A 24,579-nucleotide genomic window follows, 5' to 3' on the forward strand; every position below is an offset into this window, starting at 1 on the left:
CGTGGGGGGGGGGGGGGGGGGGGGGGGGGGGGGGGGGGGGGGGGGGGGGGGTTGGGGGGGGGGGGGGGGGGGGGGGGGGGGGGGGGGGGGGGGGGGGGGGGGGGGGGGGGGGGGGGGGGGGGGGGGGGGGGGGGCCGTGCCGGGGGGTGTCCGTCCTCGGAACGGCGCGGAATCGGTCGCTTGCAAGGGTGCGGGGTGTTGACGCGCCAACCGCTGCGGGCGGACACCCCCCGACCCGGCCCCTCCTCGCCGTACGCGGCTCTCCGTCCGCGGAGCTGCGCCCTCTTTGCCGCAGCTGCGGGCAGTCGTGCCGCTGGGGCGGCACGGGTGGGCGCAGCGGCACCCCGTAGCGCCGGGCCGGGTCCGCCGGGGCGCGGCCCGGCGCTACGGGGCATGCAAAAACCCCGTCACTCCTCGGCAGAGGGCGGCGGGGGAGCCGTCGGGCGCAGCTTCAGCCAGGCCAGGAAGAACAGGCCGAGGAGCAGCATGCCGAGGCCGGTCCACAGGTTGATGTTCACTCCCTCGGCCTTGTCGATGTCGTCGTCGGACGCCACGAAGCCCGCGATCGTCACGATGACGCCGTAGACCACGAACAGGCCGCCGATGATGCGCCGGATGTCGAACAGCCGTGCGGCGGTAACGGACTTGGTCTCCAGCTCGGAGACCTCGTCCTGGACGTTCTTGTCGGAGTAGGAATCGGACATGCTCTCTCAATCCTCCCGCGGTCAGAACGAGAACGGGATGTAGCAGGCGGCGGCCAGGACGACCGCCCCCCAGCCCAGCAGCGCCGGCTTGCGGTACCACGCGTCGTCGCCCTCGGCGGGTGCCTCGGTCATGCCGGGGGACGTGGTGCCGTAGACCAGGCCCTGGAGCTCGGCGGTGGGCTTCGGGGCGGTGAACAGGGAGACCGCGACCATGACGACCGCGCCGGCCACGAAGCCGGCGATCGCCGAGACGAAGTTGGCGCCCTGGTCGGAGGGGATGTCGATGATGCCCTGCTTGTAGATGACGAAGTAGTTCACCATCGCCGCGGTGGTGCCGGCGATCAGGCCCCAGAAGCCGGACTTCATGGACGCCCGCTTCCAGAACATGCCGATGATGAAGACCACGAACATCGGCACGTTGAAGAAGGAGAAGAGCGTCTGGAGGTAGCTCATGATGTTGGAGAAGGACGAGGCCAGGAACGCCGTGCCGATGGAGGCGAGGACGCCGATCACCGTGATCAGGCGGCCGAAGCGCACGTAGTAGTCGTCCTCGCGGTCCTTCTTGACGTAGCGCGCCCAGATGTCGGTGGTGAAGACCGTGTTGAAGGACGAGACGTTCGCCGCCATGCCGGCCATGAAGGCGGCCAGGAGGCCGGTGACCGCGATGCCGAGGACGCCGTTGGGCAGCAGCTGCTGCATCAGGTACGGGATGGCGTCGTTGTACTGGAGGTCCGAGCCGGGGGTGCCGATCTTCGGGACGAGGACCGCGGCGACCAGGCCCGGGATCATGACGACGAAGACGATGAAGATCTTCGGGAAGGCGGCGATGAGCGGCGTGCGCTGGGCGGCCGAGAGGTTCTTCGCCGACAGGGCGCGCTGCACCTCGGCGAAGTTGGTCGTCCAGTAGCCGAAGGACAGCACGAAGCCGAGACCGAGGACGATGGTCAGCCAGTTGGCGCCGAGCGGGTTGTCGCTGCCGATGCCCGTGCCGCCCCACGCGGTCATGAAGTCGCCGCCGCGGGACTGGGTGAGGGAGTCGGACAGGCCGTCCCAGCCGCCGACCTTCTTCAGGCCCAGGATCGTGATCGGGATCAGGCCGGCCAGGATCACGAAGAACTGGAGGACCTCGTTGTAGATCGCCGAGGAGAGGCCGCCGAGCGTGATGTACGCGAGGACGAAGAAGCCGGCGACCACGATGGCCACCCACTGGGGCCAGCCGAGGAGGGCCTCGACGACGATCGCGAGGGCGTAGAGGTTGACGCCCGCGATGAGGATGGCGGCGACGGCGAACAGGATCGAACTGAGGAGGTGCGCGGCCCGGTCGAAGCGCAGGAGGAGGAACTCCGGAACCGAGCGGACCTTCGAGCCGTAGTAGAACGGCATCATCACCAGGCCCAGGAAGACCATCGCCGGGATGGCGCCGATCCAGTACCAGTGGGTCGTGTAGACGCCGTACTGGGCGCTGTTGGCGGCCATGCCGAGGATCTCGGTGGCGCCCAGGTTGGCCGCGACGAAGGCGAGGCCGGTGACCCAGGCGGGCAGTGAGCGGCCGGACAGGAAGAAGTCGAGGCTGGTCTTGACGGAGCGGCGGGCGGCGAAGCCGATGCCGAGCACGACGACGAAGTAGATCCCGAGGATCGTGTAGTCGAGCCAGTTGGTGGGGAGTCGAAGCTCCGCGGCTAGATATGTGGGGGTATGCATACGAACTCGCTTCGTTGCGCGAACTGGTCCGGAGCGGAACCTACGCCTCCGCGTTCAGTAATTGAACACTTCCGGTGACGTTCTTTGTTTGATTGTGATGAGCGGCGGGTCTGGTGAGTTGTGATGTGTTATGTTTGATTGTGTTGAGTGAGTGGGTGCGGGTGTAGAGGAGTGCGGCAGTGAAGAAGACCTCGACCCGGCTGGCCGACGGTCGCGAGCTCGTCTACTACGACCTGCACGACGACGCGGTCCGCGACGCCGTGGACCGCCGTCCGCTGGAGCCCACCGTCACCACCTCCGAGGTCCGTCGCGACCCGCTGCGCGGCGATTCGGTCGCCATCGCCTCGCACCGCCAGGGCCGCACCTACCACCCGCCCGCCGACCAGTGCCCGCTGTGCCCCACGCGGGGCGAGCGGCTGAGCGAGATCCCGGACACGTCGTACGACGTGGTGGTCTTCGAGAACCGCTTCCCCTCGCTGGCCGGCGACTCCGGCCGCTGCGAGGTCGTCTGCTTCACCTCCGACCACGACGCGTCCTTCGCCGCCCTGAGCGAGGAGCAGGCCCGGCTCGTGCTCGACGCCTGGACCGACCGGACGTCGGAGCTGTCGCATCTGCCCTCCGTGGAACAGGTGTTCTGTTTCGAGAACCGGGGCGCCGAGATCGGCGTGACGCTGGGGCACCCGCACGGGCAGATCTACGCCTACCCCTTCACCACCCCCCGCACCGCCCAGATGCTCCGTTCGCTCGCCGCCCACAAGGACGCCACGGGCGGGGAGAACCTGTTCGACGCGGTCCTGGAGGAGGAGCTGGCCGGTGAGCGGGTCGTCCTGGAGGGCGAGCACTGGGCCGCCTTCGTGCCGCACGCCGCGCACTGGCCGTACGAGGTGCACCTCTATCCCAAGCGCCGGGTGCCCGACCTGCTCGGGCTCGACGAGGCGGCTCGCACAGAGTTCCCCCAGGTCTATCTGGAACTGTTGAGGCGCTTCGACCGGATCTTCGGTGAGGGTGAGCCTCCGACGCCGTACATCGCCGCCTGGCACCAGGCGCCGTTCGGGCACCTGGAGGACTTCGAGGGCGTGGTGCGGGACGACTTCGCGCTGCACCTGGAGCTTTTCACCATCCGCCGTACGTCCGGCAAGCTGAAGTTCCTCGCGGGCTCCGAGTCGGGCATGGACGTGTTCATCAACGACGTGCCCCCGGAGCTCGCGGCCGAGCGACTGCGAGAGGTAGCGAGTTCATGAGTGGGAAGTACCTGGTGACGGGCGGTGCGGGGTATGTCGGCAGCGTCGTCGCCCAGCATCTGCTGGAAGCCGGTCACGAGGTCGTCGTGCTCGACAACCTCTCGACGGGCTTCCGGGAGGGCGTCCCGGCGGGCGCCGTGTTCGTCGAGGGGGACATCCGCGACGCCGCCAAGTGGCTGGACGCCACCTTCGACGGGGTGCTGCACTTCGCCGCCTTCTCGCAGGTCGGCGAGTCGGTCGTGAAGCCCGAGAAGTACTGGGAGAACAACGTCGGCGGCACCATGGCGCTGCTGGAGGCGATGCGCACGGCGGGCGTGCGCCGGCTCGTCTTCTCCTCCACGGCCGCGACCTACGGCGAGCCGGAGGAGTCCCCGATCGTCGAGTCCGCGCCCACCAGGCCCACCAGCCCCTACGGCGCCTCGAAGCTCGCCGTGGACCACATGATCACGGGTGAGGCGAAGGCCCACGGGCTGGGCGCGGTCTCGCTGCGGTACTTCAACGTCGCGGGCGCCTACGGGGCGTACGGCGAGCGCCACGACCCCGAGTCCCACCTGATCCCGCTGGTCCTCCAGGTGGCGCAGGGCCGGCGCGAGGCCATCTCCGTCTTCGGTGACGACTACCCGACCCCCGACGGCACCTGCATGCGCGACTACATCCACGTCGCCGACCTGGCCGAGGCCCACCTGCTGGCCCTGGGCGCGGCCGCCCCCGGCGAGCACCTCATCTGCAACCTGGGCAACGGCAACGGCTTCTCCGTCCGCGAGGTCGTCGAGACCGTCCGCCGGGTGACGGGCCACCCGATCCCGGAGGTCGTCGCGGAGCGCCGCGGCGGCGACCCGGCGGTCCTGGTGGCGTCGGCGGACACCGCCCGCGAGAAACTGGGCTGGAACCCGTCCCGCGCGGACCTCGCGGGGATCGTGGCGGACGCGTGGGAGTTCGCGCAGCGGCGCGCGGACCGGGACTCGACGAAGGGCTAGGGGTCAGGGCATGGGCGAGGCTGTCGCGGAGACCGTCGGCGAGCGGTTCCGGGAGCTGTACGGGGCGGACCCGGAAGGGGTGTGGGCGGCGCCGGGCCGGGTCAACCTCATCGGCGAACACACGGACTACAACGACGGCTTCGTCATGCCGTTCGCGCTGCCGCACACCGCGGTCGCCGCCGTCTCCCGGCGCGACGACGGCATCCTGCGCCTGCACTCGGCGGACATCGCCGCCGCACCCGTCGAGCTGCGGGTCGCCGACCTGGACCCCGGCTCGGACAAGTCCTGGACCGCCTACCCCTCGGGCGTCGTCTGGGCGCTGCGCGAGGCCGGCCACGAGCTGACCGGCGCCGACGTCCACCTCGCCTCGACGGTCCCCTCGGGCGCCGGGCTCTCGTCCTCGGCGGCCCTGGAGGTCGTCGTGGCCCTGGCGTTGAACGACCTGTACTCCCTCGGCCTGCGCGGCTGGCAGCTGGCCAGGCTGTGCCAGCGGGCGGAGAACGTCTACGTCGGCGCCCCGGTCGGCATCATGGACCAGACCGCGTCCGCCTGCTGCGAGACCGGGCACGCCCTGTTCCTCGACACCCGCGACCTCTCCCAGCGCCAGATCCCCTTCGACCTCGCGGCCGAGGGCATGCGCCTGCTCGTCGTCGACACCCGCGTCAAGCACTCCCACAGCGAGGGCGAGTACGGCAAGCGCCGCGCCGGCTGCGAGAAGGGCGCCGCGCTGCTCGGCGTGGACGCGCTGCGGGACGTGGCGTACGAGGAACTGGACGCGGCGCTGGAGCGGCTGGCCGACGACGAGGAGGTGCGCCGCCTGGTGCGCCACGTCGTCACCGAGGACGAGCGGGTCGAGCGGGTGGTGGCGCTGCTGGAGTCCGGCGACACCCGCGCCATCGGCCCGGTCCTGGTCGAGGGCCACGCCTCGCTGCGCGACGACTTCCGCATCTCCTGCCGGGAACTGGACCTGGTCGTCGACACGGCCCTCGCGGCCGGCGCCCTCGGCGCCCGCATGACCGGCGGCGGCTTCGGCGGCTCGGCCATCGTCCTCGTGGAGGCGGCCGACGTCGACGCCGTGACCAAGGCGGTGGAGGAGGCGTTCGCGGCGGCGGGCCTCACCGCCCCGCGGGTCTTCGAGGCGGTGCCCTCGGCGGGGGCGCGGCGCCTCGTCTGAGCCCGGCTACCCGAGCCGCTTCACCAGCGTGTACTCCGTGATCCCCGGCGGATAGTCGGGGATCACGCAGACCACCTCGTACCCCTGCCTGCGGTAGAAGTCCGGTGCCTGGAAGTCCCAGGTCTCCACCCGGGACGCCGAGCAGCCCCGTTCCCGGCGGGCCACGCGCTCCGCCTCCGTCAGCAGGGCGGAGCCCAGCCCCGCGCCGCGGTGGCGGTCGTCCACCCACAGGTAGGTCACGTGCAGCCAGGTCGCCCAGGTGTGGCCGACGAGGCCACCGGCCAGGGCGCCGGCCTCGTCCAGGACCCAGACGTGCAGGGGGAATTCGCGTTCGTGAGCGGTTCCGCGCAACGAACGCAGCACCGGGGAGGCCGCCGTGTTCGTCTCCCGCAGGCGGGTGCGCAGCAGATCGCGCCGTGCCTTGTCCACTTCTGTCACAAGACGAAACATGCGGCTCACCATAAACGTGCCGGACTGTCAGTTCTGCAAATAGCCTTCCGCTCCCGGCGCCCGCCCGTACTCTGATGGACAGCACCGGTGGGGGCCGGTGCCGTTCAGGGGGCGAGACAGCCGGGTACGACGCCCGGGACGGGGGCAGTGGTGGTGGCACGGCGGCGGCCGTGCGGCCGCGGCGTCCTGTCCCGGAGCACCGACCGCACCGTCGGGCACGGGACTCCGGGCGTCGTACCCGTGCCGGTGGCGTCTTCCGACGACGGACAGACGATGGGTATCCCCTGCTCCTGGAGGAGCTCGGGGGAGGGGGTTTCGTGGTTCGTATCCGAGTCCTGGTCGTCGACGACCATCGCATCTTCGCCGAGTCGCTGGCCGCCGCCCTGGCCGCCGAGCCCGACGTCGACGTCTCCGCGGCCGGCAGCGGTCCGGCCGCGCTGCGCTGCCTGGAGCGGGCCGCGTCCGAGGGGCGCCGGTTCGACGTGCTGCTCGTCGACGCCGACCTCGGCGGCCGGGTGCCCGGCGCCCGGCCCGCCGTGCCGGTGCGGGAGGGCAACGAGGACGGCCTGGTGGACGGGATCTCCCTGGTCGCCGGGGTGCGGACGGCCCAGCCCGGGGTGCGGACCGTCGTCCTCGCCGAGAAGGACGACCCCCGGCGGGCGGCCCTCGCACTGGGTGCCGGCGCCTGCGGGTGGGTGGCCAAGGACTGCTCCCTGTCGCGGCTGCTCAGCGTCATCCGGGGCGTCCTGCGCGACGAGACGCATCTGCCGCCCGCCCTGCTCACCGGCGTCCTGCGGGAGTTGACCGCCGCCCGCAAGCACCGCACCGAGAGCGAGCGGCTGGTGGAGTCGCTGACCCCGCGCGAACGCGAGGTGCTGCGCTGCATGGTGGCCGGGCTCGGGCGCAAGGCCGTCGCCGAGCGGCTGTACCTGTCCCCCCACACCGTCCGCACCCACATGCAGAACGTGCTGGGCAAGCTGGGCGTCCACTCCACCCTCGCGGCCGTGGCACTGGCCCGCCGGGCCGGGGTGGGACCGGTGGACCTGGGGCCGGCCGAGCGGATCGGGTCGCGGGAGAGCACCAGCGCCTGAGCGGGGGCCGGTGCGCACCGGTCGGGACCCGCGAGGCCTTGGCCCCTACGGTCCTCAGCCGGGGATGTTGTCGAAGGGGGCGGTCAGCTGGCGCAGCAGTGCCGCCAGTTCGCTGCGCTGGGCGCGGGACAGCTCGGCGAGGATCGCGCGCTCCTGGTCCAGCAGACCCGCCAGGGAGCGGTCGGCGCGGTCCCGGCCCTCGTCCGTGAGCCGGACCAGCACACCGCGCCGGTCACTGGGGTCGGGCAGGCGCTCCACCAGGCCCTTCTTGGCCAGGCGGTCGATACGGTTGGTCATCGTGCCCGAGGTGACCAGGGTCTGCGTGAGGAGCTGGCCCGGCGAGAGCTGGTACGGGGTGCCCGCGCGGCGCAGCGCGGTCAGGACGTCGAACTCCCACGGCTCGAGTTCGTGTTCGGAGAAGGCCAGTCGCCGTGCGCGGTCCAGGTGCCGGGCGAGCCGGCTGACCCGGCTCAGTACCTCGAGCGGTTCCACGTCGAGGTCCGGGCGCTCCCGGCGCCACGCTGCGACCAGCCGATCGACCTCGTCCTCCATGACGATCAGTGTAGTGGTTGTGTCGATGTGAAGTCTCTTGACCTCAACTCTCTTGACGTCAAGATAGTTGTCGGTGACGCTGGGTACCCGCCCCGGACGCGACCCTGGAGGCTCCATGCCCGCCACCACCCCCACCTGGGACCCCGCCCAGTACCTGCGCCACGCCGGACACCGCGCCCGCCCCTTCACCGACCTCCTCGCGCGCGTGCCCGACCTCGCCCAGGGCGCCTTCGCGAGGCCGCCCCGCATCGCCGACCTCGGCTGCGGCCCCGGCAACGTCACCGTCCTGCTCGCCGACCGCTGGCCCACCGCCCGCATCACCGGCTACGACAACTCGGCGCGGATGCTCGAACGCGCCGGGGAGCACGCCGGGCCCACCCCCGGGGGCGGACGCCTCGACTTCGCCCCCGCCGACGTCCGCACCTGGACGCCCGCCGAGCCGTACGACCTCCTCGTCAGCAACGCCACCCTCCAGTGGGTCCCCGGCCACGCCGACCGCTTCCCCGACTGGATCGCCGGCCTCGCCCCCGGCGGCGTCCTCGCCTTCCAGGTGCCCGGCAACTTCGACGCCCCCAGCCACCGCCTGATGCGCGAGATCGCCCACTCCCCGCGCTGGCGGGACCGCCTCGCCGGCACCCTGCGCCACGACGGGGCCGTCCTCACCCCCGAGGCCTACCTCGACCGCCTCACCACGGCCGGCTGCACCGCCGACGTGTGGGAGACGACGTACGTCCACCTGCTGCCCGGCGAGGACGCGGTCCTCGACTGGGTGAAGGGGACGGGACTGCGGCCCGTGCTCACCGCCCTCGACGACGACCCCGAGGCCCGCGACGCCTTCGTCGAGGAGTACCGGACCGCGCTGCGCGCCGCCTACCCGGCCGGGGCGCACGGCACCCCGTTCCCGTTCCGCCGCGTCTTCGCCGTGGCCCGCACGGAGGGAAGTCGGTGACCACCCCCGCGGGGGCGACCCCGCCACCCCGGGTGGCGGACCGGACGGGTCACACCACCCCGTCCGCCACCAGCGCCTCGATGTCCTCGGCGGACAGGCCCAGCTCGCCGAGGACGGCCCGCGTGTGCGCGCCCGGCGCGGGCACCGCCTCCATGCGGGGCGCCCCGCCCGTCGGGCCGGGAGGCGCCAGGGCCGGTACGGGTCCCACCGGGGTCGGCACCTCGTGCAGGCGCCCGCGCGCGGCCAGCTGCGGATGGGCCCACACCTCGTCGAGCGTGTTCACCCGGGCGTTGGCCACGGGCACCGCGCCCAGCAGGTCGATCGCCTCGGCGCTCGTCAGCTCCGCGAAGCGGGCGGCGACGATCCCGCCCAGCGTCTCGCGATGCGCGTTGCGGGCGGCGTTGGTCGCGTAGTCGGGGTGGTCGGCCAGCTCCGGCCGCTGAAGGAAGCGCTCGCAGAAGCCGCGCCACTCGCGCTCGTTCTGGATCGCCATCATGACGACCTTGCCGTCGCCCGCCGTGAACGGGCCGTAGGGGTGGATCGTGGCGTGCGCGGCACCCGCCCGAGGCGGCGGTTCGGCCCCGTCGAGCGCGTAGTACAACGGGAAGCCCATCCACTCCACGGTGGCCTCCAGCATCGACACGTCCAGATGCGTGCCCCGCCCGGTCCGCCCGCGTTCCAGCAGCGCGGCCAGGATCGAGCTGTAGGCGTACATCCCGGCGGCGATGTCCGACACCGAGACGCCCACCTTGGCCATCTCCTCCGGCGTGCCCGTGACGGACAGCAGCCCCGACTCCGCCTGCACCATCAGGTCGTACGCCTTGCGGTCCGCGTAGGGCCCGGGAGCGCCGTAACCGGAGATGTCGCACACGATCAGCCCGGGGTGCCGGGACCGCAGCTCCGCCGCGCCCAGGCCGGCCCGGGCCGCCGCGCCCGGCGCCAGGTTCTGCAGGAAGACGTCGGCGCCCGCGATCAGCCGGCGCAGCACCGCCGCGCCGCGCGGGTCCTTGATGTCCAGGGTGAGGGACTCCTTGTTCCGGTTCACCCAGACGAAGTGCGAGCTCAGACCCCGTGCCCGGGTGTCGTAGGCGCGGGCGAAGTCCCCCGTGCCGGGACGCTCCACCTTGATCACCCGCGCGCCGAGGTCGGCGAGCTGACGGCTCGCGTAAGGAGCGGCCACCGCCTGTTCGAGCGCGACGACGGTGACTCCGCGAAGCGGCTGCATGCGTGATTCCCCCGAGGTGCCGCTAGCTCTTGCGGTGGCCGATCAGCCGCGGCTTGGGCTCCAGACCGTCCAGCCCGTGCCACGCCAGGTTCACCAGGTGCGCCGCCACCTCCGCCTTCTTCGGGCGGCGCACGTCCAGCCACCACTGCCCGGTCAGCGCCACCATGCCCACCAGCGCCTGCGCGTACAGCGGGGCCAGCTTGGCGTCGAAGCCGCGGTTCTTGAACTCGCGGCCCAGGATGTCCTCCACCTGGGTGGCGATGTCCGAGATGAGGGAGGCGAAGGTGCCCGTCGACTGCGGGATGGGGGAGTCGCGGACCAGGATGCGGAAACCGTCCGTGTACTCCTCGATGTAGTCCAGGAGCGCGAAGGCCGCCTGCTCGCACAGCTCACGCGGATGACCGGCGGTCAGGGAACTGGTCACCATGTCGAGCAGCCGCCGCATCTCGCGGTCCACCACCACCGCGTACAGCCCCTCCTTGCCGCCGAAGTGCTCGTACACCACCGGCTTGGAGACCCCGGCCTTCGCCGCGATCTCTTCCACCGACGTGCCCTCGAAACCCTTCTCGGCGAAGAGGGTGCGACCGATCTCCAGCAGCTGCTGGCGGCGCTCGGCACCGGTCATCCGGGTGCGGCGCGCGCGGCGCGGCTTGTCATTGCTGGGAGTGCTGGAGTCGGTCGCCACAGCGACCATCATGCCGCCTCGACGGACTCCTTCCGGCGGCGGGAGCCGCCTTCGTCCGTGTTCCGCCGGGAATCGATACGCGAGCGTGACGGCCACCGCACGTCGTAGGCCCAGCCGAGCCGCTCGAACCAGCGGATCAGCCGCGCGCTCGAGTCCAGCTGGCCGCGCATCACACCGTGCCGCGCCGAGGTCGGGTCGGCGTGGTGCAGGTTGTGCCAGGACTCACCGCAGGACAGGATCGCCAGCCACCACACGTTGCCCGAGCGGTCCCGCGACTTGAACGGGCGCTTGCCGACCGCGTGGCAGATCGAGTTGATCGACCACGTCACGTGGTGCAGCAGGGCCACCCGCACGAGTGACCCCCAGAAGAACCCGGTGAACGCCCCCCACCACGACATCGTGACCAGCCCGCCGATCAGCGCCGGGAGGGCCAGCGACACCAGCGTCCACAGGACGAACTGGCGGGAGATCGCGCGCAGCGCCGGGTCCTTGATCAGATCCGGGGCGTACTTCTCCTGCGAGGTCTGCTCCTCGTCGAACATCCAGGCGATGTGCGCCCACCACAGGCCCTTGATCAGGGCCGGGACCGTCTCCCCGTACCGCCACGGCGAATGCGGGTCGCCCTCGTGGTCGGAGAACCTGTGGTGCTTGCGGTGGTCGGCCACCCAGCGGACCAGCGGACCCTCGACGGCCATCGAGCCCGCGATCGCCAGCGCGATCTTCAGCGGCCGTTTCGCCTTGAAGGAGCCGTGGGTGAAGTGACGGTGGAAGCCGATGGTGATGCCGTGGCAGCCCAGGAAGTAGAAGAAGACCAGCAGGCCCAGGTCCAGCCAGCTGACGCCCCACCCCCAGGCCAGCGGCACCGCCGCCACCAGCGCGAGGAACGGGACGGTGATGAACAGCAGCAGCGTGATCTGCTCGAGGGACCGCTTCTGCTCACCGCCCAGCGTGGCGGACGGCGCGGCGGTGCCGTCGGGATTCTTCGAAGCGTCCGGGATCACATCGGAACTCGTGGTCATGCGCGTCCCCTGGGGGGTCGAGGGTGATGTCAGGTGCCGGGTCTCGGTATCCGTGTGCTCGTTCCTACGGTTCCGTAACCTACGGCGACGTAAGTATGGCAGCGCGTGGTGCCGCGGCAAGAGCCCCAGAGCCTGCGCGTCCCGGCCGACACCTATCCTGGGGGTCGGTCGGACAGCGCGGTCCGCTCTGATTACTTCCCGGACGTCCGGCCCGGTAAGCGGCTCCCGCCGCGCGAGACGGCCGTCCGGGTCCCCTCCCAGACGAGCTTCAACACTGCAAGGAGCCGCACCTGTGAGCAGTGCCGACGACCAGACCACCGTGACGACCAGCAGCGAGCTGCGCGCCGACATCCGCCGGCTGGGTGATCTCCTCGGAGAGACCCTGGTACGGCAGGAGGGCCCCGAGCTGCTGGAACTCGTCGAAAAGGTGCGCCGACTCACCCGAGAGGACGGCGAGGCCGCCGCCGAGCTGCTGCGCGGCACCGAACTGGAGACCGCGGCCAAGCTGGTCCGCGCCTTCTCCACGTACTTCCACCTCGCCAACGTGACCGAGCAGGTCCACCGCGGCCGGGAACTGGGCGCCCGGCGCGCCGCCGAGGGCGGACTGCTCGCGCGGACCGCCGACCGCCTGAAGGACGCCGACCCCGAGCACCTGCGCGACACCGTCCGCAACCTCAACGTGCGGCCCGTCTTCACCGCGCACCCCACCGAGGCCGCCCGCCGCTCCGTCCTCAACAAGCTCCGCCGCATCGCCGCGCTCCTGGACACCCCGGTCATCGCATCCGACCGCCGCCGCCTCGACACCCGCCTCGCCGAGAACATCGACCTCGTCTGGCAGACCGACGAACTCCGCGTCGTGCGCCCCGAGCCCGCCGACGAGGCCCGCAACGCCATCTACTACCTGGACGAACTCCACGCGAACGCCGTCGGCGACGTCCTGGAGGACCTCACCGCGGAGCTGGAGCGGGCCGGCGTCAAGCTCCCCGACGACACCCGCCCCCTCACCTTCGGCACCTGGATCGGCGGCGACCGGGACGGCAACCCCAACGTCACCCCCCAGGTCACCTGGGACGTCCTCATCCTCCAGCACGAGCACGGCATCAACGACGCCCTGGAGATGATCGACGAGCTGCGCGGCTTCCTCTCCAACTCCATCCGCTACACCGGCGCCACCGAGGAACTCCTCACCTCCCTCCAGGCCGACCTCGAACGGCTTCCGGAGATCAGCCCCCGCTACAAGCGCCTCAACGCCGAGGAGCCCTACCGGCTCAAGGCCACCTGCATCCGGCAGAAGCTGGAGAACACCAAGCAGCGCCTCGCCAAGGGCACCCCCCACGAGGCCGGCCACGACTACCTGGGCACCGCCGAACTCCTCGACGACCTGCGCATCGTCCAGACCTCCCTGCGCGCCCACCGCGGCGGCCTCTTCGCCGACGGCCGCCTCGCCCGCACCATCCGCACCCTCGCCGCCTTCGGCCTCCAGCTCGCCACCATGGACGTCCGCGAGCACGCCGACGCCCACCACCACGCCCTCGGCCAGCTCTTCGACCGGCTCGGCGAGGAGTCCTGGCGCTACGCCGACATGCCCCGCGAGTACCGCACCAAGCTCCTCGCCAAGGAACTGCGCTCCCGGCGCCCCCTGGCACCCACCCCGGCACCCGTCGACGCCGCCGGGGAGAAGACCCTCGGCGTCTTCCAGACCGTCCGGCGCGCCCTGGAGGTCTTCGGCCCCGAGGTCATCGAGTCCTACATCATCTCCATGTGCCAGGGCGCCGACGACGTCTTCGCCGCCGCCGTGCTCGCCCGCGAGGCCGGACTGCTCGACCTGCACGCCGGCTGGGCGAAGATCGGCATCGTGCCGCTCCTGGAGACGACCGACGAGCTGAAGGCCGCCGACACCATCCTGGAGGACCTCCTCTCCGACCCCTCCTACCGGCGCCTGGTCGCCCTGCGCGGCGACGTCCAGGAGGTCATGCTCGGCTACTCCGACTCCTCCAAGTTCGGCGGCATCACCACCTCCCAGTGGGAGATCCACCGAGCCCAGCGCCGCCTGCGCGACGTCGCCCACCGCTACGGCGTGCGGCTGCGCCTCTTCCACGGCCGCGGCGGCACCGTCGGCCGCGGCGGCGGCCCTTCGCACGACGCGATCCTCGCCCAGCCCTGGGGCACCCTGGAGGGCGAGATCAAGGTGACCGAGCAGGGCGAGGTCATCTCCGACAAGTACCTCATCCCGGCCCTGGCCAGGGAGAACCTGGAGCTGACCGTCGCGGCCACCCTCCAGGCCTCCGCCCTGCACACCGCGCCCCGCCAGTCCGACGAGGCGCTCGCCCGCTGGGACGCCGCGATGGACGTCGTCTCCGACGCCGCCCACGCCGCCTACCGCAAGCTGGTCGAGGACCCCGACCTGCCCACGTACTTCCTGGCCTCCACGCCGGTCGACCAGCTCGCCGACCTGCACCTGGGCTCGCGGCCCTCCCGCCGCCCCGGCTCGGGCGTCTCGCTCGACGGACTGCGCGCCATCCCCTGGGTCTTCGGCTGGACCCAGTCCCGGCAGATCGTCCCCGGCTGGTACGGCGTCGGCTCCGGCCTGAAGGCCCTGCGCGAGGCCGGCCTGGACACCGTCCTGGACGAGATGCACCAGCAGTGGCACTTCTTCCGCAACTTCATCTCCAACGTCGAGATGACCCTCGCCAAGACCGACCTGCGCATCGCCCAGCACTACGTCGACACCCTCGTGCCGGACGAGCTGAAGCACGTCTTCGACGCCATCAAGGCCGAACACGAACTCACCGTCGCCGAGGTCCTGCGCGTCACCGGCGAGACCGAACTCCTGGACGCCGACCCGGTCCTGAAGCAGACCTTCGCCATCCGCGACGCCTACCTCGACCCGATCTCCTACCTCCAGGTCGCCCTCCTCGGCCGCCAGCGCGAGGCCGCCGCCGCGGGCGAGGAAGCCGACCCGCTGCTCGCCAGGGCGCTGCTCCTCACCGTCAACGGCGTCGCCGCGGGCCTGCGCAACACAGGCTGACGCCCCGCCCCCGACGAAAGACCGGTGCCCCGGGCTCACCCGAGCCCGGGGCACCGGCACGTCACGCCGTACGCGGACGCCTCACACCGCGACAAACGCCGCCGTCAACAGCGCGACCCCGGCCCCGGCCATCACCCACGCCGCCCGCGTCCGCCGCAGACCGCCCGCCACCACCACCGACGCCAGCAGCAACGCCCCGCCCAGCGGCACCCAGGCGTAGAGCACCCCGGCCGGCCCCGAACGCACCGCGTCGTCACTCCCCGGCTTCATCACCACGCTGTACGTCCGCCCCTGGCGCACGGCGACCGAGTCCTCCAGGACCACCCGCCCCCGCGTCTGCGACCCCGCCGACACCGGCGCGTAGGGCCCACTGCACACACCCCCGCCGCACCGCGTCACCTCGACGGTGCCCTGCTCCCGGCCCTTGGTCAGCAGCACGTGCTGCGCCGTACCCCAGGACGCCCAGACCCCGGCGATCAGGATCACCACCGTCACCGCGCCCATCGCCGCGATCCGGCCGAACCGCAGCAGGGCGGAGGAGGCCTGACGGGGACGGGCGGCGGCGGAGGCGGGCATGGCCGGGATCATTGGCCATACCTGCACGCCCGGTCAACTCGCCCGCGCACCATCACCGGACAAGTCGGGAGTTGTACGTCAGGAGTGCGCATCAGCAGTCGTGCGTCAGCAGTCGTGCGTCAGCAGTCGTGCGTCAGGAGCGGTGCGTCAGGAGTGGTGCGTCAGGAGTTGTACGAACTCTGCGCCCGCTCCAGGCCCTCGATCACCAGGGCCTCCACCGCGTCCGCCGCCCGGTCCACGAACCAGTCCAGCTCCTTGCGCTCCGTCGACGAGAAGTCCCGCAGCACGAAATCGGCCACCGGCATCCGCCCGGGCGGCCGCCCGATCCCGAACCGCACCCGGTGGTAGTCCGGCCCCAGCGCCTTCGTGATCGACTTCAGCCCGTTGTGCCCGTTGTCCCCGCCGCCCAGCTTCAGCCGCAGCACGCCGTAGTCGATGTCCAACTCGTCGTGCACCGCCACGATGTTGCCGACCGGGACCTTGTAGAAGTCCCGCAGCGCGGTCACCGGCCCGCCCGACACGTTCATGAACGACATCGGCTTCGCCAGGACCACCCGCCGACTGCCCGGCCCCGGCGGCCCGATCCGCCCCTCGACCACCTGCGCCTGCGCCTTGCCGTGCCGCTTGAACCGCGCCCCGATCCGCTCCGCCAGCAGATCCGCCACCATGAAACCGACGTTGTGCCGGTTCGCGGCGTACTCCGCCCCCGGATTGCCGAGTCCGGCCACCAGCCAGGGCGCACTCGCGTCCGTCGTCACGTCCCCGTCTCCTTCGTGTCCGCCATGACCCTCCGCCATGACCCTCCGCCATGACCGTCCGTACAAACGCGTCGGCCGCCGCCCCCGCGGGAGCAGCGGCCGACCGACGTTGACCGTGGGACGAGGATCAGGCCTCGGCGGCCTCGTCGCCCGTGCCCTCGCCCTCGCCCGCGGGCTCCTCGGCCTGCGCGGCCAGGACCTGCAGGACGACGGTGTCCTCCTCGACGGCCAGCTTGGTGCCGGCCGGGAGCGGGATGTCCTTCGCCAGGATGGAGGCGCCGGCCTCCAGGCCCTCGACGGAGACTGTGACCGACTCGGGGATGTGCGTGGCCTCGGCCTCGACCGGCAGCGCGTTCAGCACGTGCTCCAGCAGGTTGCCGCCCGGCGCCAGCTCACCCTCGGTCTGCACGAAGATCTCGACGCTGACCGTCTCGCCACGCTGCACCAGCTGCAGGTCGACGTGCTCCAGGAAACCCTTGATCGGGTCACGCTGGACCGACTTCGGGATCGCCAGCTCGTTGGACTTGCCGTCGATGTCCAGCGCGATCAGCACGTTCGGCGTACGCAGCGCCAGCAGCAGCTCGTGGCCCGGCAGCGTCAGGTGGATCGGGTCGGAACCGTGGCCGTACAGCACACCGGGAACCTTGTTGTCACGACGGATGCGACGGGCGGCACCCTTGCCGAACTCGCTGCGCGTGGCGGCGGCGATCTTCACCTCGGACATGATCACTCCTCGTAGAGGTAGAAAGCGGACGTGGTCACCCGGCCACGAACGGCCTGCTACGAAGAGCGCGTCGATAACGGACCGCCACACCCGCCAGAACGGGTACGGCCTCCCTCGCCGAGCAACTTCAGCAGTCTACTCGGAGAGGGAGGCCGCACCCAAAACGATCAGTCACGACGGCCCGCGGCGATCGGCGCGGGCCGCACGCCGCTACTGCTCGTCGAACAGGCTCGTCACCGAACCGTCCTCGAACACCTCGCGCACCGCACGCGCGATGGTCGGCGCGATCGACAGCACCGTGATCTTGTCCAGCTCCAGCTCGTTCGGCGTCGGCAGCGTGTTGGTGAACACGAACTCGCTCACCTTCGAGTTCTTCAGCCGGTCCGCCGCCGGACCCGACAGCACACCGTGCGTCGCCGTCACGATGACGTCCTCCGCACCGTGCGCGAACAGCGCGTCCGCCGCGGCGCAGATGGTGCCACCGGTGTCGATCATGTCGTCGACCAGGACGCAGATACGCCCCTTCACGTCACCCACGACCTCGTGCACCGTGACCTGGTTCGCCACGTCCTTGTCCCGCCGCTTGTGCACGATGGCCAGCGGCGCGCTCAGACGGTCGCACCAGCGGTCCGCCACCCGCACCCGGCCGGCGTCCGGCGAGACCACCGTCAGCTTCGAACGGTCCACCTTCGCACCCACGTAGTCCGCCAGCAGCGGCAGCGCGAACAGGTGGTCCACGGGACCGTCGAAGAAGCCCTGGATCTGGTCCGTGTGCAGGTCCACCGCGAGGATCCGGTCCGCACCCGCGGTCTTCATCAGGTCCGCGATCAGACGCGCCGAGATCGGTTCACGTCCGCGGTGCTTCTTGTCCTGCCGCGCGTAACCGTAGAACGGCACGATGACGGTGATGGAGCGGGCCGACGCGCGCTTCAACGCGTCGATCATGATCAGCTGCTCCATGACCCACTTGTTGATCGGGGCCGTGTGGCTCTGGATCAGGAAGCAGTCCGCACCGCGCGCCGACTCCTGGTAACGCACGTAGATCTCGCCGTTGGCGAAGTCGAAGGCCTTCGTCGGAACGACCCCGACACCCAGCTCGTGGGCGATCTCCTCGGCAAGCTCGGGGTGGGCGCGGCCGGAGAAGAACATCATCTTCTTCTCGCCGGTCGTCTTGATCCCGGTCACAGCACGTTCTCCTCAGAGGTTTCGCAGCTGAGCGTCACGGGCGCTCTCCCGACTGGCCGCGGGGGCGTCTCAGCTGGTGGGGTGCGGATGTGCACCTATCACGGTACGCCGTGTTCGACGCGCCGGTTTCCGGTCAGCCCTCGCCGCCGGCCTCCCCGGAGACCGCCTCGGCCGCCTTCGCCGCCGCGCTCCCCGGTCGCTTCCGAGCCACCCAACCCTCGATATTCCGCTGCTGGCCACGGGCCACGGCCAGCGAACCGGGCGGCACGTCCTTCGTGATGACCGAGCCGGCGGCGGTGTAGGCACCGTCCCCGACCGTGACAGGAGCCACAAACATGTTGTCCGAGCCCGTCTTGCAGTGTGAGCCGACGGTCGTGTGGTGCTTGCTCTCCCCGTCGTAGTTCACGAACACGCTCGCGGCGCCGATGTTCGAGTACTCGCCGATCGTCGCGTCGCCCACGTAGGAGAGGTGCGGCACCTTCGTGCCCTCGCCGATGGAGGCGTTCTTCGTCTCGACGTACGTACCGATCTTGGCCTTGAGCCCGAGACGGGTACCGGGACGCAGGTACGCGTACGGGCCCACGGTCGCCTCGGGGCCGACGGCCGCCGAGACCGAGACGGTGTTGTCCACACGGGCACCGGCGCCGACCCGCGTGTCCGTGAGCCGGGAGTTCGGACCGACCTCGGACCCCTCGGCGAGGTGGGTGGAGCCGTGCAGCTGCGTGCCCGGGTGGACGATCACGTCCTGCTCGAAGGTCACCGTCACGTCGACCCAGGTGGTCGCCGGGTCGACGACCGTCACGCCGGCCAGCATCGCCCGCGTCAGCAGCCGGTCGTTGAGGATCCGACGGGCCTCGGCGAGCTGCACCCGGTTGTTGATCCCGGCGATCTCCCGGTGGTCCCCGGCGACCGACGCGCCGACCCGGTGCCCGGCCTCGCGCAGGATGCCGAGGACGTCGGTGAGGTACTCCTCGCCCTGGCTGTTGTCCGTACGCACCTTGCCGAGCGCGTCGGCGAGCAGCCGGCCGTCGAAGGCGAAGACACCGGAGTTGATCTCGCGGATCGCCCGCTGCGACTCGGACGCGTCCTTGTGCTCGACGATCGCGGTGACGGCACCGGAGGCCCCGTCCCGCACGATCCGGCCGTACCCCGTCGCGTCCGGCACCTCGGCGGTCAGCACGGTCACCGCGTTCCCGTCGGCGGTGTGGGTGGCGGCGAGGGCCTGGAGCGTCTCGCCGGTCAGCAGGGGCGTGTCACCGCAGACGACCACGACCGTGCCGTCCACGGTGCCGCCCAGGGCCTCCAGCCCCATCCGCACCGCGTGCCCGGTGCCGTTCTGCTGCTCCTGGACGGCGGTGCGCACCTCGGGGGAGACCTCGGCGAGGTGGGCGGTGACCTTCTCACGGGCGTGTCCGACGACGACGACCAGGTTCTCGGGGTCCAGCTCATCGGCGGCGGCGAGCACGTGCCCGACGAGGGACCGGCCGCACAGCTCGTGCAGGACCTTGGGGGTGGCCGACTTCATACGGGTGCCCTCACCCGCTGCGAGAACGACGACGGCGGCCGGGCGAATGGCGCTCACGGGATGCCCTTCGGCTTTTTGGGGGGTGGGGGTGGACATCCGCAGGATACCGGGGTGGGTTGTGGGGGGCATGAGTGCGGGCCCTGACATCGGCTTTCGCCGGTCAGGACCCGAACTGAGCAATTGCTCCCGGGGGAGGACTCGAACCCCCATGATCAGAACCAAAATCTGACGTCTTGCCCTTAGACGACCCGGGATTACCGCTATGTCCGATTTCGTAGATCGGCTGCGGAAGCAGCACCTACTATGCCGTACCACCAGCCCTCAATGCGACGGTACAAATCCGCTCCGCCGCGTACGTCGATCCGCAGGCAGCCCCGATAGCTCTCGCCGGTGTTCTTCCGGTTGGTTTTGGGGCTGTGTCGCTTGAGGGTGGTCTTCATCAGGTCGGCCGCGTCGATGCCGACGTGATCCGCCCAGAAGGCTTCGGCCTGCGGTACGTCGGCCGTTTCGTGAATCTGTACGGCGAACCCGAGGGTCGCTGGATCCACGCGCAGCAGCTGCAGCCAGTCCAGGAAGAGTGAGATGACGTTCGGATCGCTGTTGACGAAGGTCACGCGCTCCCGGCGGCTGTAGGGCTTGCTCTTGGAGCCTTCCGCCCAGTAAAGGGCTACGCCCGCCACGAAGAGCTCACGGTCGGACAAGGTGCCCACCTCTTCCATGGCCTGCCGCGTGGTTCGCTGCCGCTCCTCTTCTCGCGTGCGGAGCGTCGCTTCCCAGCCCTTTTTGGCGATCGCCGCCGCCTCCTCGCGGGTCCGCCTGCGTTCGGGCTTCGGCAGATCCCGTACCCACAGCGAGATCGAGCTCTTGCTGCACCCCAGTTCCACCTGGATCCGGTCGTACGTCCACCCCTGGAGCCGTAGCTCCCGTGCCCGCTCCCGCAGGTCGTCCTTGGCGTTCGGGCGCTTCGTCCACTCGGGCGGAGGCTCGCCCTCCAGGAGTCGGTTGAGGATGTCGTTGTTGTCGACGTGGAGCCGGTCGCGGATCTGGCGGCGGCTCAGGCCCTCGCGCCGCAGCGCCACCGCCCGCTCCCGCAAGCCCTCGAAGTCCGCGTACTTGTTCTGTGGATGTGCCATGGGCATACCGTCCGGCCGGAATCCCCGCTTCCGGAGGTGAAGGGCCCGGGGTTCACCAGTTCGAGGGATATCGCGTCCTATCGTTTGTCGAAAGTCACCGGAAATGGGGCGCCCACCGCCCGTAGGCTGGGAGGCATGACCACGACGGGGGAAGAACACGCACCGGCCCGGGGTGGGCCTTGGTGGTGGGACAGGCGGCGCGGTGCGGTGCTCGATGTGAGCCTCGGCGCCGTGTCCGCGCTGGAGTGCGCGGCGGAGGGGGTTCCGTTCGCGCGGGACGCGGGGATTCCGCTGGCGGCGGGGGTCGTCTTCGGGTTGCTGGCCGGCTCGGTGCTGGTGGTGCGGCGGAGGTGGCCGATCGCGGTCGTGCTGGTGGGGATCGCCATCACGCCCGCCGAGATGGGTTTCCTGCTGGGCATCGTCGGCCTGTACACGCTGGCGGCGTCGGAGCTGCCGCGGCGGATCATCGGGTCGCTGGCCGGGATGTCGTTCCTGGGCACGCTGATCGTGACGTTCGTGCGGCTGCGGCAGGACATGGCGCGGGACGGCGTGGATTTCGGGGACTGGTTCTTCCCCTTCGCGTCGATCGGGACGTCGCTGGGCGTGACCGCTCCGCCGCTGCTGCTGGGCCTGTACGTGGGGGCGCGGCGCCGGTTGATGGAGAGCCTGCGGGAGCGGGCGGACAGTCTGGAGCGGGAGCTGCAGTTGTTGGCGGAGCGGGCGGAGGAGCGCGCGCAGTGGGCCCGCAACGAGGAGCGGACGCGGATCGCGCGGGAGATGCACGACGTGGTCGCGCACCGGGTGAGTCTGATGGTGGTGCATGCGGCCGCGTTGCAGGCGGTGGCGCGGAAGGACCCGGAGAAGGCGGTGAAGAACGCCGCGTTGGTGGGGGACATGGGGCGGCAGGCGCTGACGGAGCTGCGGGAGATGCTCGGGGTGCTGCGCAGTGGTGGGGACGGTGTGCGCGGGGAGCGGGCGTCGGTGCCGCTGGCGGCGGTGGGGGCGGCTGCCGCGGCGGCGGCCTCGCGGGCCGCGGGGGACGGGGAGGGGCCCGCGGACGGGCCGTGTCTGTCCGAGTTGGACGAGTTGGTGGGGCAGTCGGAGGCGGCCGGGATGGTCGTGAACCTGTCGGTGGAGGGGGAGGAGCGGTCGTATCCGCCCGAGGTGGAGTCGACGGCGTTCCGGGTGGTGCAGGAGGCGTTGACCAATGTGCACAAGCACGCGGCCGGCGCGAAGACGTACGTGCGGCTGGCCCACCGGGTCTCGGAGATCGCGATGCAGGTGGAGAACGAGCCGCCGCCGGAGCTGTCCTCCGCCTCGTCGGCGCGGTTGCCGTCGGGTGGCAACGGGCTGGTGGGGATGAAGGAGCGGGTGGCCGCGTTGGGCGGGGTGTTCGTGTCCGGCCCGACGGACGCGGGGGGTTTCCGGGTGTCGGCGGTGATTCCGGCGTCGTCGGCGGTGCTGTAGCCCGCGGGTCAGCCGGTGGTGAGGCGGGTCGGCTGGGTGCCGGCGACGAGGGTGGCGAGGGCCTGGTCGATGTCGGGGCCGAGGTACCAGTCGCCGGTGTGGTCGAGGGCGTAGACGCGGCCCTCGGTGTCGATGGCGACGAGGGCCTGGCTGTCGGTCTCGATGCCGAGGGGGCAGGTCCGGGTGTCGAGGGCGCGGCCGAGGTCGCCGAGGGTGCGGGCCATGTGGAGGCCGTGCAGGGGGTCCAGGTGGAGGACGGCGGGGGCGATCTGGCGGCCGGGGCCGGTGGGCGCGATGTGGAGGCCGCCGAATTCGGCCCAGGCCTCGACGGCGGCGGGGAAGACGGTGTGGCGGTGTCCTGCGGGCGAGGTGTGTTCGCGCAGGGTGTCGGCCCAGATCTCGGCCTGTTTGATGTCCCAGCGTCCGGGCAGCCAGCCGGCGTCGCGCAGCGCGGCGTCGACGGGGACGGGGAAGCGGGTGGTGGAGGTGCGGTCGGCTTGCATCGGCCCTTGGTTCGTTTCGGTCGGCTCTGGCGGCTCTGGCGGCTCTGTCTTCGGTGGGGGTGGCCGGGGGGTCAGCCGTCCTGCGTCGTGGGGTCGACGACGCGGACGCCGAAGTGGGCGCTGAGGGCGGTGCAGGCGCGGCACGGTGCGGCGAAGCTGCCGTGCAGGGGGTCGCCGTCCTCGCGGATGCGGCGGGTGGTGAGCTTGGAGTGCTTGAGCGCCTTGCGTGCCTCGCCGTTGGTCATGGGTTTGCGTGCGGCGCGTTTGCTGCGGGCGGCGTCGGCGGTGGCCAGGTGTCGTGAGATGAGGATGGTCTCGGCGCAGCGGCCGGTGTAGCGGTCGCGTTGGCCGCTGGTGAGGGTGTCGAGGAAGTCCTGTACGAGAGGGTGCAGGGCGGGCGGTGCGTCGGCGCGGGTGGCGGTGCCGGTGAGGGTGGTGCCGCGGACCGACAGGGCGGCGGCGACGGTGGGGAGGATGCCGTCGCGGCGGTGCTGGAGGACCGGCGCGTGGTGGGCTTCCGTGCTGCTCCAGCCGACGCGGGGGTCGCCGCCGCGTGGGCCGTCGGACCGGCCGGTGTCGGGTCCCGTCTGTGTCGCACTCATGATCGTCTTCCCCTCCTGAGCATCCCCCCGGAGGTCACAGAGTGCCAAATCCCGTGGCGGCTGCGGAAGCTGGGGCGTGGCGACACGCCCGGGTACGGGCGGTGCGTCACGGGAGGGTGACGGCTGGTCACGGAAGCGGAGGTGGGCGTGTCGGGCGCGGGGTCCGGTGCCGGTGACCCCTCTTGCCGTACCGCATAGGCTGTCGGCACCGCGATCGCGTGCGGTGAACGAGACAGTTCAGACAGTGCAGACAGATCAGACAGACGCCGCAGGGGGCAACCGCCATGACGACAGGTCGGCTCGGGCAACAAGCCGCGCCGCCGAACGCGGCCTATGCCGGACAGGTCGTGCATTTCCCGGATCCGGTGCGGGCGGCCCGTCACCCGAGAGGGGTACGGGTGGACGAGGGTGGTTACCCCGTCTTCTCGCCGTACGCCCGCGCGGTCGCGGAGATCGCGGACCCGCCGGAGGGGTTCGGCGTCGACGAGCTGCGGCTGACGGACTACGTGTCGGCCAACGCGGCGCTGTCGGCGTCGGGGCACGAGTTGTGGGACACGGTGCCCGCGGTGGCGACGCCGCACGGCTGGACGTGGCACCACGTGGCCGGTTCGCGGCGGATGGAGCTGGTCCCGGTCGAGGTGAAGGCGCTGTTGCGGCACCACGGCGGGATCGCGACGGCGGCGGTGGACCAGGGCAAGCGGGGCACGCGGCCGTTGCAGGAGACGCGTCCGGCGCACTTCGGTCTGCCGAAGTCGGGAGTGGCCGTGTCGGAGCAGCAGGTGCAGGAGGTCGAGGAGGACCTCGGGTACCGGCTGCCGGGCGCGTACCGGTCGTTCCTGAAGGCGGCGGGCGGCTGTGCCCCGGTGGGCACGGCGCTCGACGCGGAGCTGGGGCTGCTGGTGGACCAGCCGTTCTTCACGGTGCGTGAGGAGGCGGCGGTCAACGACCTGGTCTATGTCAACAAGTGTCTGCGGGACCATCTGACCAAGGACTACCTGGGCGTCGCGTTCGTCCAGGGTGGTCTGCTCGCGGTGAAGGTGAAGGGCGAGCGGCTCGGTTCGGTGTGGTTCTGCGCGTACGACGACGTGCGGGACGTGGACCCCGCGTTGCCGCCCGCCGAGCGGGTGGAGCGGTTGCTGCGGCCCTGCGGTGAGGACTTCGACGCGTTCCTGTCGCGGCTCGCGGGGTCTCCGCCGGAGCTGGAGACGGTGGCGAACCTGATGGTGGACGGCGGGTTCGCGCGTGCGGTGCCGGTGGCGTCTGTGCCCTCGGCGTCTTCGGCGTCTTCGGCGTCTTCGGTAGGGGAGTGA

General features: G+C 71.3%; 23 protein-coding genes and 1 tRNA gene. 8 read left to right on the forward strand and 16 right to left on the reverse strand.

Going from position 1 to position 24,579, the window contains the following annotated elements; genetic code table 11:
* Positions 1 to 407 precede the first annotated feature (407 nt).
* A complete protein-coding gene (locus ACGF5T_RS08920) occupies positions 408 to 704 on the reverse strand; it encodes a hypothetical protein (RefSeq protein WP_356608924.1) in 297 nt (98 codons plus the stop codon).
* 21 nt (positions 705 to 725) lie between these two features.
* Positions 726 to 2,405 carry a sodium:solute symporter family protein gene (locus tag ACGF5T_RS08925; RefSeq protein WP_356608922.1) on the reverse strand — a complete coding sequence of 560 codons (1,680 nt, stop codon included), beginning with the start codon at positions 2,403 to 2,405 and terminating at the stop codon, positions 726 to 728.
* Between the two features lie 179 nt (positions 2,406 to 2,584).
* On the opposite strand from ACGF5T_RS08925, the gene galT reads away from it, so the two are divergent.
* The 3 genes from galT to galK are packed head-to-tail and all read left to right on the forward strand — an operon-like array spanning position 2,585 to position 5,797.
* Positions 2,585 to 3,646 (forward strand): galactose-1-phosphate uridylyltransferase, encoded by a 1,062-nt coding sequence (gene galT, locus ACGF5T_RS08930; protein WP_366766788.1) that lies wholly within the window; start codon positions 2,585 to 2,587, stop codon positions 3,644 to 3,646.
* On the forward strand, positions 3,643 to 4,623 hold the full coding sequence (galE, locus tag ACGF5T_RS08935) for a UDP-glucose 4-epimerase GalE (RefSeq protein ID WP_356608918.1): 981 nt from the start codon (positions 3,643 to 3,645) through the stop codon (positions 4,621 to 4,623). Before galT ends, galE begins: the two co-directional genes overlap by 4 nt.
* A gap of 10 nt (positions 4,624 to 4,633) precedes the next feature.
* A complete protein-coding gene (gene galK / locus ACGF5T_RS08940; protein ID WP_356608916.1) occupies positions 4,634 to 5,797 on the forward strand; it encodes a galactokinase in 1,164 nt (387 codons plus the stop codon).
* A 6-nt stretch (positions 5,798 to 5,803) separates the two neighbouring features.
* Here the strand turns inward: galK and ACGF5T_RS08945 are convergent, their stop codons facing one another.
* The gene (locus ACGF5T_RS08945) at positions 5,804 to 6,259 is read right to left on the reverse strand and encodes a GNAT family N-acetyltransferase (RefSeq protein WP_356608914.1); all 456 of its coding nucleotides are present in this window, start codon (positions 6,257 to 6,259) and stop codon (positions 5,804 to 5,806) included.
* Between the two features lie 305 nt (positions 6,260 to 6,564).
* On the opposite strand from ACGF5T_RS08945, the gene ACGF5T_RS08950 reads away from it, so the two are divergent.
* On the forward strand, positions 6,565 to 7,338 hold the full coding sequence (locus tag ACGF5T_RS08950; RefSeq protein ID WP_356608912.1) for a response regulator transcription factor: 774 nt from the start codon (positions 6,565 to 6,567) through the stop codon (positions 7,336 to 7,338).
* Positions 7,339 to 7,392: 54 nt separating this feature from the next.
* Here the strand turns inward: ACGF5T_RS08950 and tamR are convergent, their stop codons facing one another.
* On the reverse strand, positions 7,393 to 7,890 hold the full coding sequence (gene tamR / locus ACGF5T_RS08955; protein WP_055417342.1) for a MarR family transcriptional regulator TamR: 498 nt from the start codon (positions 7,888 to 7,890) through the stop codon (positions 7,393 to 7,395).
* Positions 7,891 to 8,005: 115 nt separating this feature from the next.
* Between tamR and ACGF5T_RS08960 the strand changes: the two genes are divergently transcribed.
* Entirely contained in the window at positions 8,006 to 8,839 is an 834-nt protein-coding gene (locus ACGF5T_RS08960; RefSeq protein WP_366766787.1) for a trans-aconitate 2-methyltransferase, read from the forward strand.
* Between the two features lie 49 nt (positions 8,840 to 8,888).
* On the opposite strand, the gene ACGF5T_RS08965 is transcribed toward ACGF5T_RS08960, so the two are convergent.
* The 3 genes from ACGF5T_RS08965 to ACGF5T_RS08975 are packed head-to-tail and all read right to left on the reverse strand — an operon-like array spanning position 8,889 to position 11,768.
* The gene (locus ACGF5T_RS08965) at positions 8,889 to 10,064 is read right to left on the reverse strand and encodes a CaiB/BaiF CoA-transferase family protein (protein ID WP_356608908.1); all 1,176 of its coding nucleotides are present in this window, start codon (positions 10,062 to 10,064) and stop codon (positions 8,889 to 8,891) included.
* Positions 10,065 to 10,086: 22 nt separating this feature from the next.
* On the reverse strand, positions 10,087 to 10,761 hold the full coding sequence (locus ACGF5T_RS08970; protein WP_053132409.1) for a TetR/AcrR family transcriptional regulator: 675 nt from the start codon (positions 10,759 to 10,761) through the stop codon (positions 10,087 to 10,089).
* On the reverse strand, positions 10,758 to 11,768 hold the full coding sequence (locus ACGF5T_RS08975; RefSeq protein WP_366766786.1) for a fatty acid desaturase: 1,011 nt from the start codon (positions 11,766 to 11,768) through the stop codon (positions 10,758 to 10,760). Before ACGF5T_RS08975 ends, ACGF5T_RS08970 begins: the two co-directional genes overlap by 4 nt.
* Before the next feature lie 292 nt (positions 11,769 to 12,060).
* On the opposite strand from ACGF5T_RS08975, the gene ppc reads away from it, so the two are divergent.
* Positions 12,061 to 14,796: a phosphoenolpyruvate carboxylase gene (ppc, locus tag ACGF5T_RS08980; protein ID WP_361013761.1), complete on the forward strand. Its 2,736-nt coding sequence runs from the start codon at positions 12,061 to 12,063 to the stop codon at positions 14,794 to 14,796.
* 81 nt (positions 14,797 to 14,877) lie between these two features.
* On the opposite strand, the gene ACGF5T_RS08985 is transcribed toward ppc, so the two are convergent.
* From ACGF5T_RS08985 to ACGF5T_RS09015, 7 genes are all read right to left on the reverse strand, one after another.
* On the reverse strand, positions 14,878 to 15,384 hold the full coding sequence (locus ACGF5T_RS08985; protein WP_366766785.1) for a hypothetical protein: 507 nt from the start codon (positions 15,382 to 15,384) through the stop codon (positions 14,878 to 14,880).
* 149 nt (positions 15,385 to 15,533) lie between these two features.
* Positions 15,534 to 16,169 (reverse strand): aminoacyl-tRNA hydrolase, encoded by a 636-nt coding sequence (gene pth / locus ACGF5T_RS08990; RefSeq protein ID WP_356608900.1) that lies wholly within the window; start codon positions 16,167 to 16,169, stop codon positions 15,534 to 15,536.
* Positions 16,170 to 16,257: 88 nt separating this feature from the next.
* Positions 16,258 to 16,854, reverse strand: coding sequence for a 50S ribosomal protein L25/general stress protein Ctc (locus tag ACGF5T_RS08995; RefSeq protein WP_356608898.1), 597 nt, complete (start codon positions 16,852 to 16,854; stop codon positions 16,258 to 16,260).
* A 210-nt stretch (positions 16,855 to 17,064) separates the two neighbouring features.
* On the reverse strand, positions 17,065 to 18,039 hold the full coding sequence (locus ACGF5T_RS09000; RefSeq protein WP_356608896.1) for a ribose-phosphate diphosphokinase: 975 nt from the start codon (positions 18,037 to 18,039) through the stop codon (positions 17,065 to 17,067).
* A 133-nt stretch (positions 18,040 to 18,172) separates the two neighbouring features.
* Entirely contained in the window at positions 18,173 to 19,621 is a 1,449-nt protein-coding gene (glmU, locus tag ACGF5T_RS09005; RefSeq protein ID WP_356608894.1) for a bifunctional UDP-N-acetylglucosamine diphosphorylase/glucosamine-1-phosphate N-acetyltransferase GlmU, read from the reverse strand.
* A gap of 126 nt (positions 19,622 to 19,747) precedes the next feature.
* Positions 19,748 to 19,818: transfer RNA gene (locus ACGF5T_RS09010), tRNA-Gln, on the reverse strand.
* A 6-nt stretch (positions 19,819 to 19,824) separates the two neighbouring features.
* Entirely contained in the window at positions 19,825 to 20,703 is an 879-nt protein-coding gene (locus ACGF5T_RS09015; protein ID WP_366766784.1) for a hypothetical protein, read from the reverse strand.
* Between the two features lie 129 nt (positions 20,704 to 20,832).
* On the opposite strand from ACGF5T_RS09015, the gene ACGF5T_RS09020 reads away from it, so the two are divergent.
* Positions 20,833 to 22,164 (forward strand): histidine kinase, encoded by a 1,332-nt coding sequence (locus tag ACGF5T_RS09020; RefSeq protein WP_356608890.1) that lies wholly within the window; start codon positions 20,833 to 20,835, stop codon positions 22,162 to 22,164.
* A gap of 8 nt (positions 22,165 to 22,172) precedes the next feature.
* Here the strand turns inward: ACGF5T_RS09020 and ACGF5T_RS09025 are convergent, their stop codons facing one another.
* Positions 22,173 to 22,667 (reverse strand): SUKH-3 domain-containing protein, encoded by a 495-nt coding sequence (locus tag ACGF5T_RS09025; protein ID WP_053132383.1) that lies wholly within the window; start codon positions 22,665 to 22,667, stop codon positions 22,173 to 22,175.
* A gap of 71 nt (positions 22,668 to 22,738) precedes the next feature.
* Positions 22,739 to 23,269, reverse strand: a complete 531-nt coding sequence (locus ACGF5T_RS09030) for a YwqJ-related putative deaminase (protein WP_356608888.1) — start codon at positions 23,267 to 23,269, stop codon at positions 22,739 to 22,741.
* 284 nt (positions 23,270 to 23,553) lie between these two features.
* Between ACGF5T_RS09030 and ACGF5T_RS09035 the strand changes: the two genes are divergently transcribed.
* A complete protein-coding gene (locus tag ACGF5T_RS09035) occupies positions 23,554 to 24,579 on the forward strand; it encodes an SMI1/KNR4 family protein (RefSeq protein ID WP_356608886.1) in 1,026 nt (341 codons plus the stop codon).

It is taken from the genome of Streptomyces sp. NPDC047853 (assembly GCF_043204535.1).
In the GTDB taxonomy this organism is placed as follows: domain Bacteria; phylum Actinomycetota; class Actinomycetes; order Streptomycetales; family Streptomycetaceae; genus Streptomyces.

What these genes read in the sequence shown, in the direction of transcription:
- ACGF5T_RS08995 (WP_356608898.1), bottom strand. Translation starts at nt 16,854, where the DNA reads ATGTCCGAGGTGAAGATCGCCGCCGCCACGCGCAGCGAGTTCGGCAAG.
- galK (WP_356608916.1), top strand. Translation starts at nt 4,634, where the DNA reads ATGGGCGAGGCTGTCGCGGAGACCGTCGGCGAGCGGTTCCGGGAGCTG.
- ACGF5T_RS08920 (WP_356608924.1), bottom strand. Translation starts at nt 704, where the DNA reads ATGTCCGATTCCTACTCCGACAAGAACGTCCAGGACGAGGTCTCCGAG.
- ACGF5T_RS08985 (WP_366766785.1), bottom strand. Translation starts at nt 15,384, where the DNA reads ATGATCCCGGCCATGCCCGCCTCCGCCGCCGCCCGTCCCCGTCAGGCC.
- ACGF5T_RS08975 (WP_366766786.1), bottom strand. Translation starts at nt 11,768, where the DNA reads ATGACCACGAGTTCCGATGTGATCCCGGACGCTTCGAAGAATCCCGAC.
- ACGF5T_RS08945 (WP_356608914.1), bottom strand. Translation starts at nt 6,259, where the DNA reads ATGGTGAGCCGCATGTTTCGTCTTGTGACAGAAGTGGACAAGGCACGG.
- ACGF5T_RS08925 (WP_356608922.1), bottom strand. Translation starts at nt 2,405, where the DNA reads ATGCATACCCCCACATATCTAGCCGCGGAGCTTCGACTCCCCACCAAC.
- ACGF5T_RS08970 (WP_053132409.1), bottom strand. Translation starts at nt 10,761, where the DNA reads ATGATGGTCGCTGTGGCGACCGACTCCAGCACTCCCAGCAATGACAAG.
- ACGF5T_RS09035 (WP_356608886.1), top strand. Translation starts at nt 23,554, where the DNA reads ATGACGACAGGTCGGCTCGGGCAACAAGCCGCGCCGCCGAACGCGGCC.
- ACGF5T_RS09025 (WP_053132383.1), bottom strand. Translation starts at nt 22,667, where the DNA reads ATGCAAGCCGACCGCACCTCCACCACCCGCTTCCCCGTCCCCGTCGAC.
- ACGF5T_RS09020 (WP_356608890.1), top strand. Translation starts at nt 20,833, where the DNA reads ATGACCACGACGGGGGAAGAACACGCACCGGCCCGGGGTGGGCCTTGG.
- pth (WP_356608900.1), bottom strand. Translation starts at nt 16,169, where the DNA reads ATGGCGGAGGGTCATGGCGGACACGAAGGAGACGGGGACGTGACGACG.
- galE (WP_356608918.1), top strand. Translation starts at nt 3,643, where the DNA reads ATGAGTGGGAAGTACCTGGTGACGGGCGGTGCGGGGTATGTCGGCAGC.
- ACGF5T_RS08965 (WP_356608908.1), bottom strand. Translation starts at nt 10,064, where the DNA reads ATGCAGCCGCTTCGCGGAGTCACCGTCGTCGCGCTCGAACAGGCGGTG.
- ACGF5T_RS09015 (WP_366766784.1), bottom strand. Translation starts at nt 20,703, where the DNA reads ATGCCCATGGCACATCCACAGAACAAGTACGCGGACTTCGAGGGCTTG.
- ACGF5T_RS08960 (WP_366766787.1), top strand. Translation starts at nt 8,006, where the DNA reads ATGCCCGCCACCACCCCCACCTGGGACCCCGCCCAGTACCTGCGCCAC.
- ACGF5T_RS09030 (WP_356608888.1), bottom strand. Translation starts at nt 23,269, where the DNA reads ATGAGTGCGACACAGACGGGACCCGACACCGGCCGGTCCGACGGCCCA.
- tamR (WP_055417342.1), bottom strand. Translation starts at nt 7,890, where the DNA reads ATGGAGGACGAGGTCGATCGGCTGGTCGCAGCGTGGCGCCGGGAGCGC.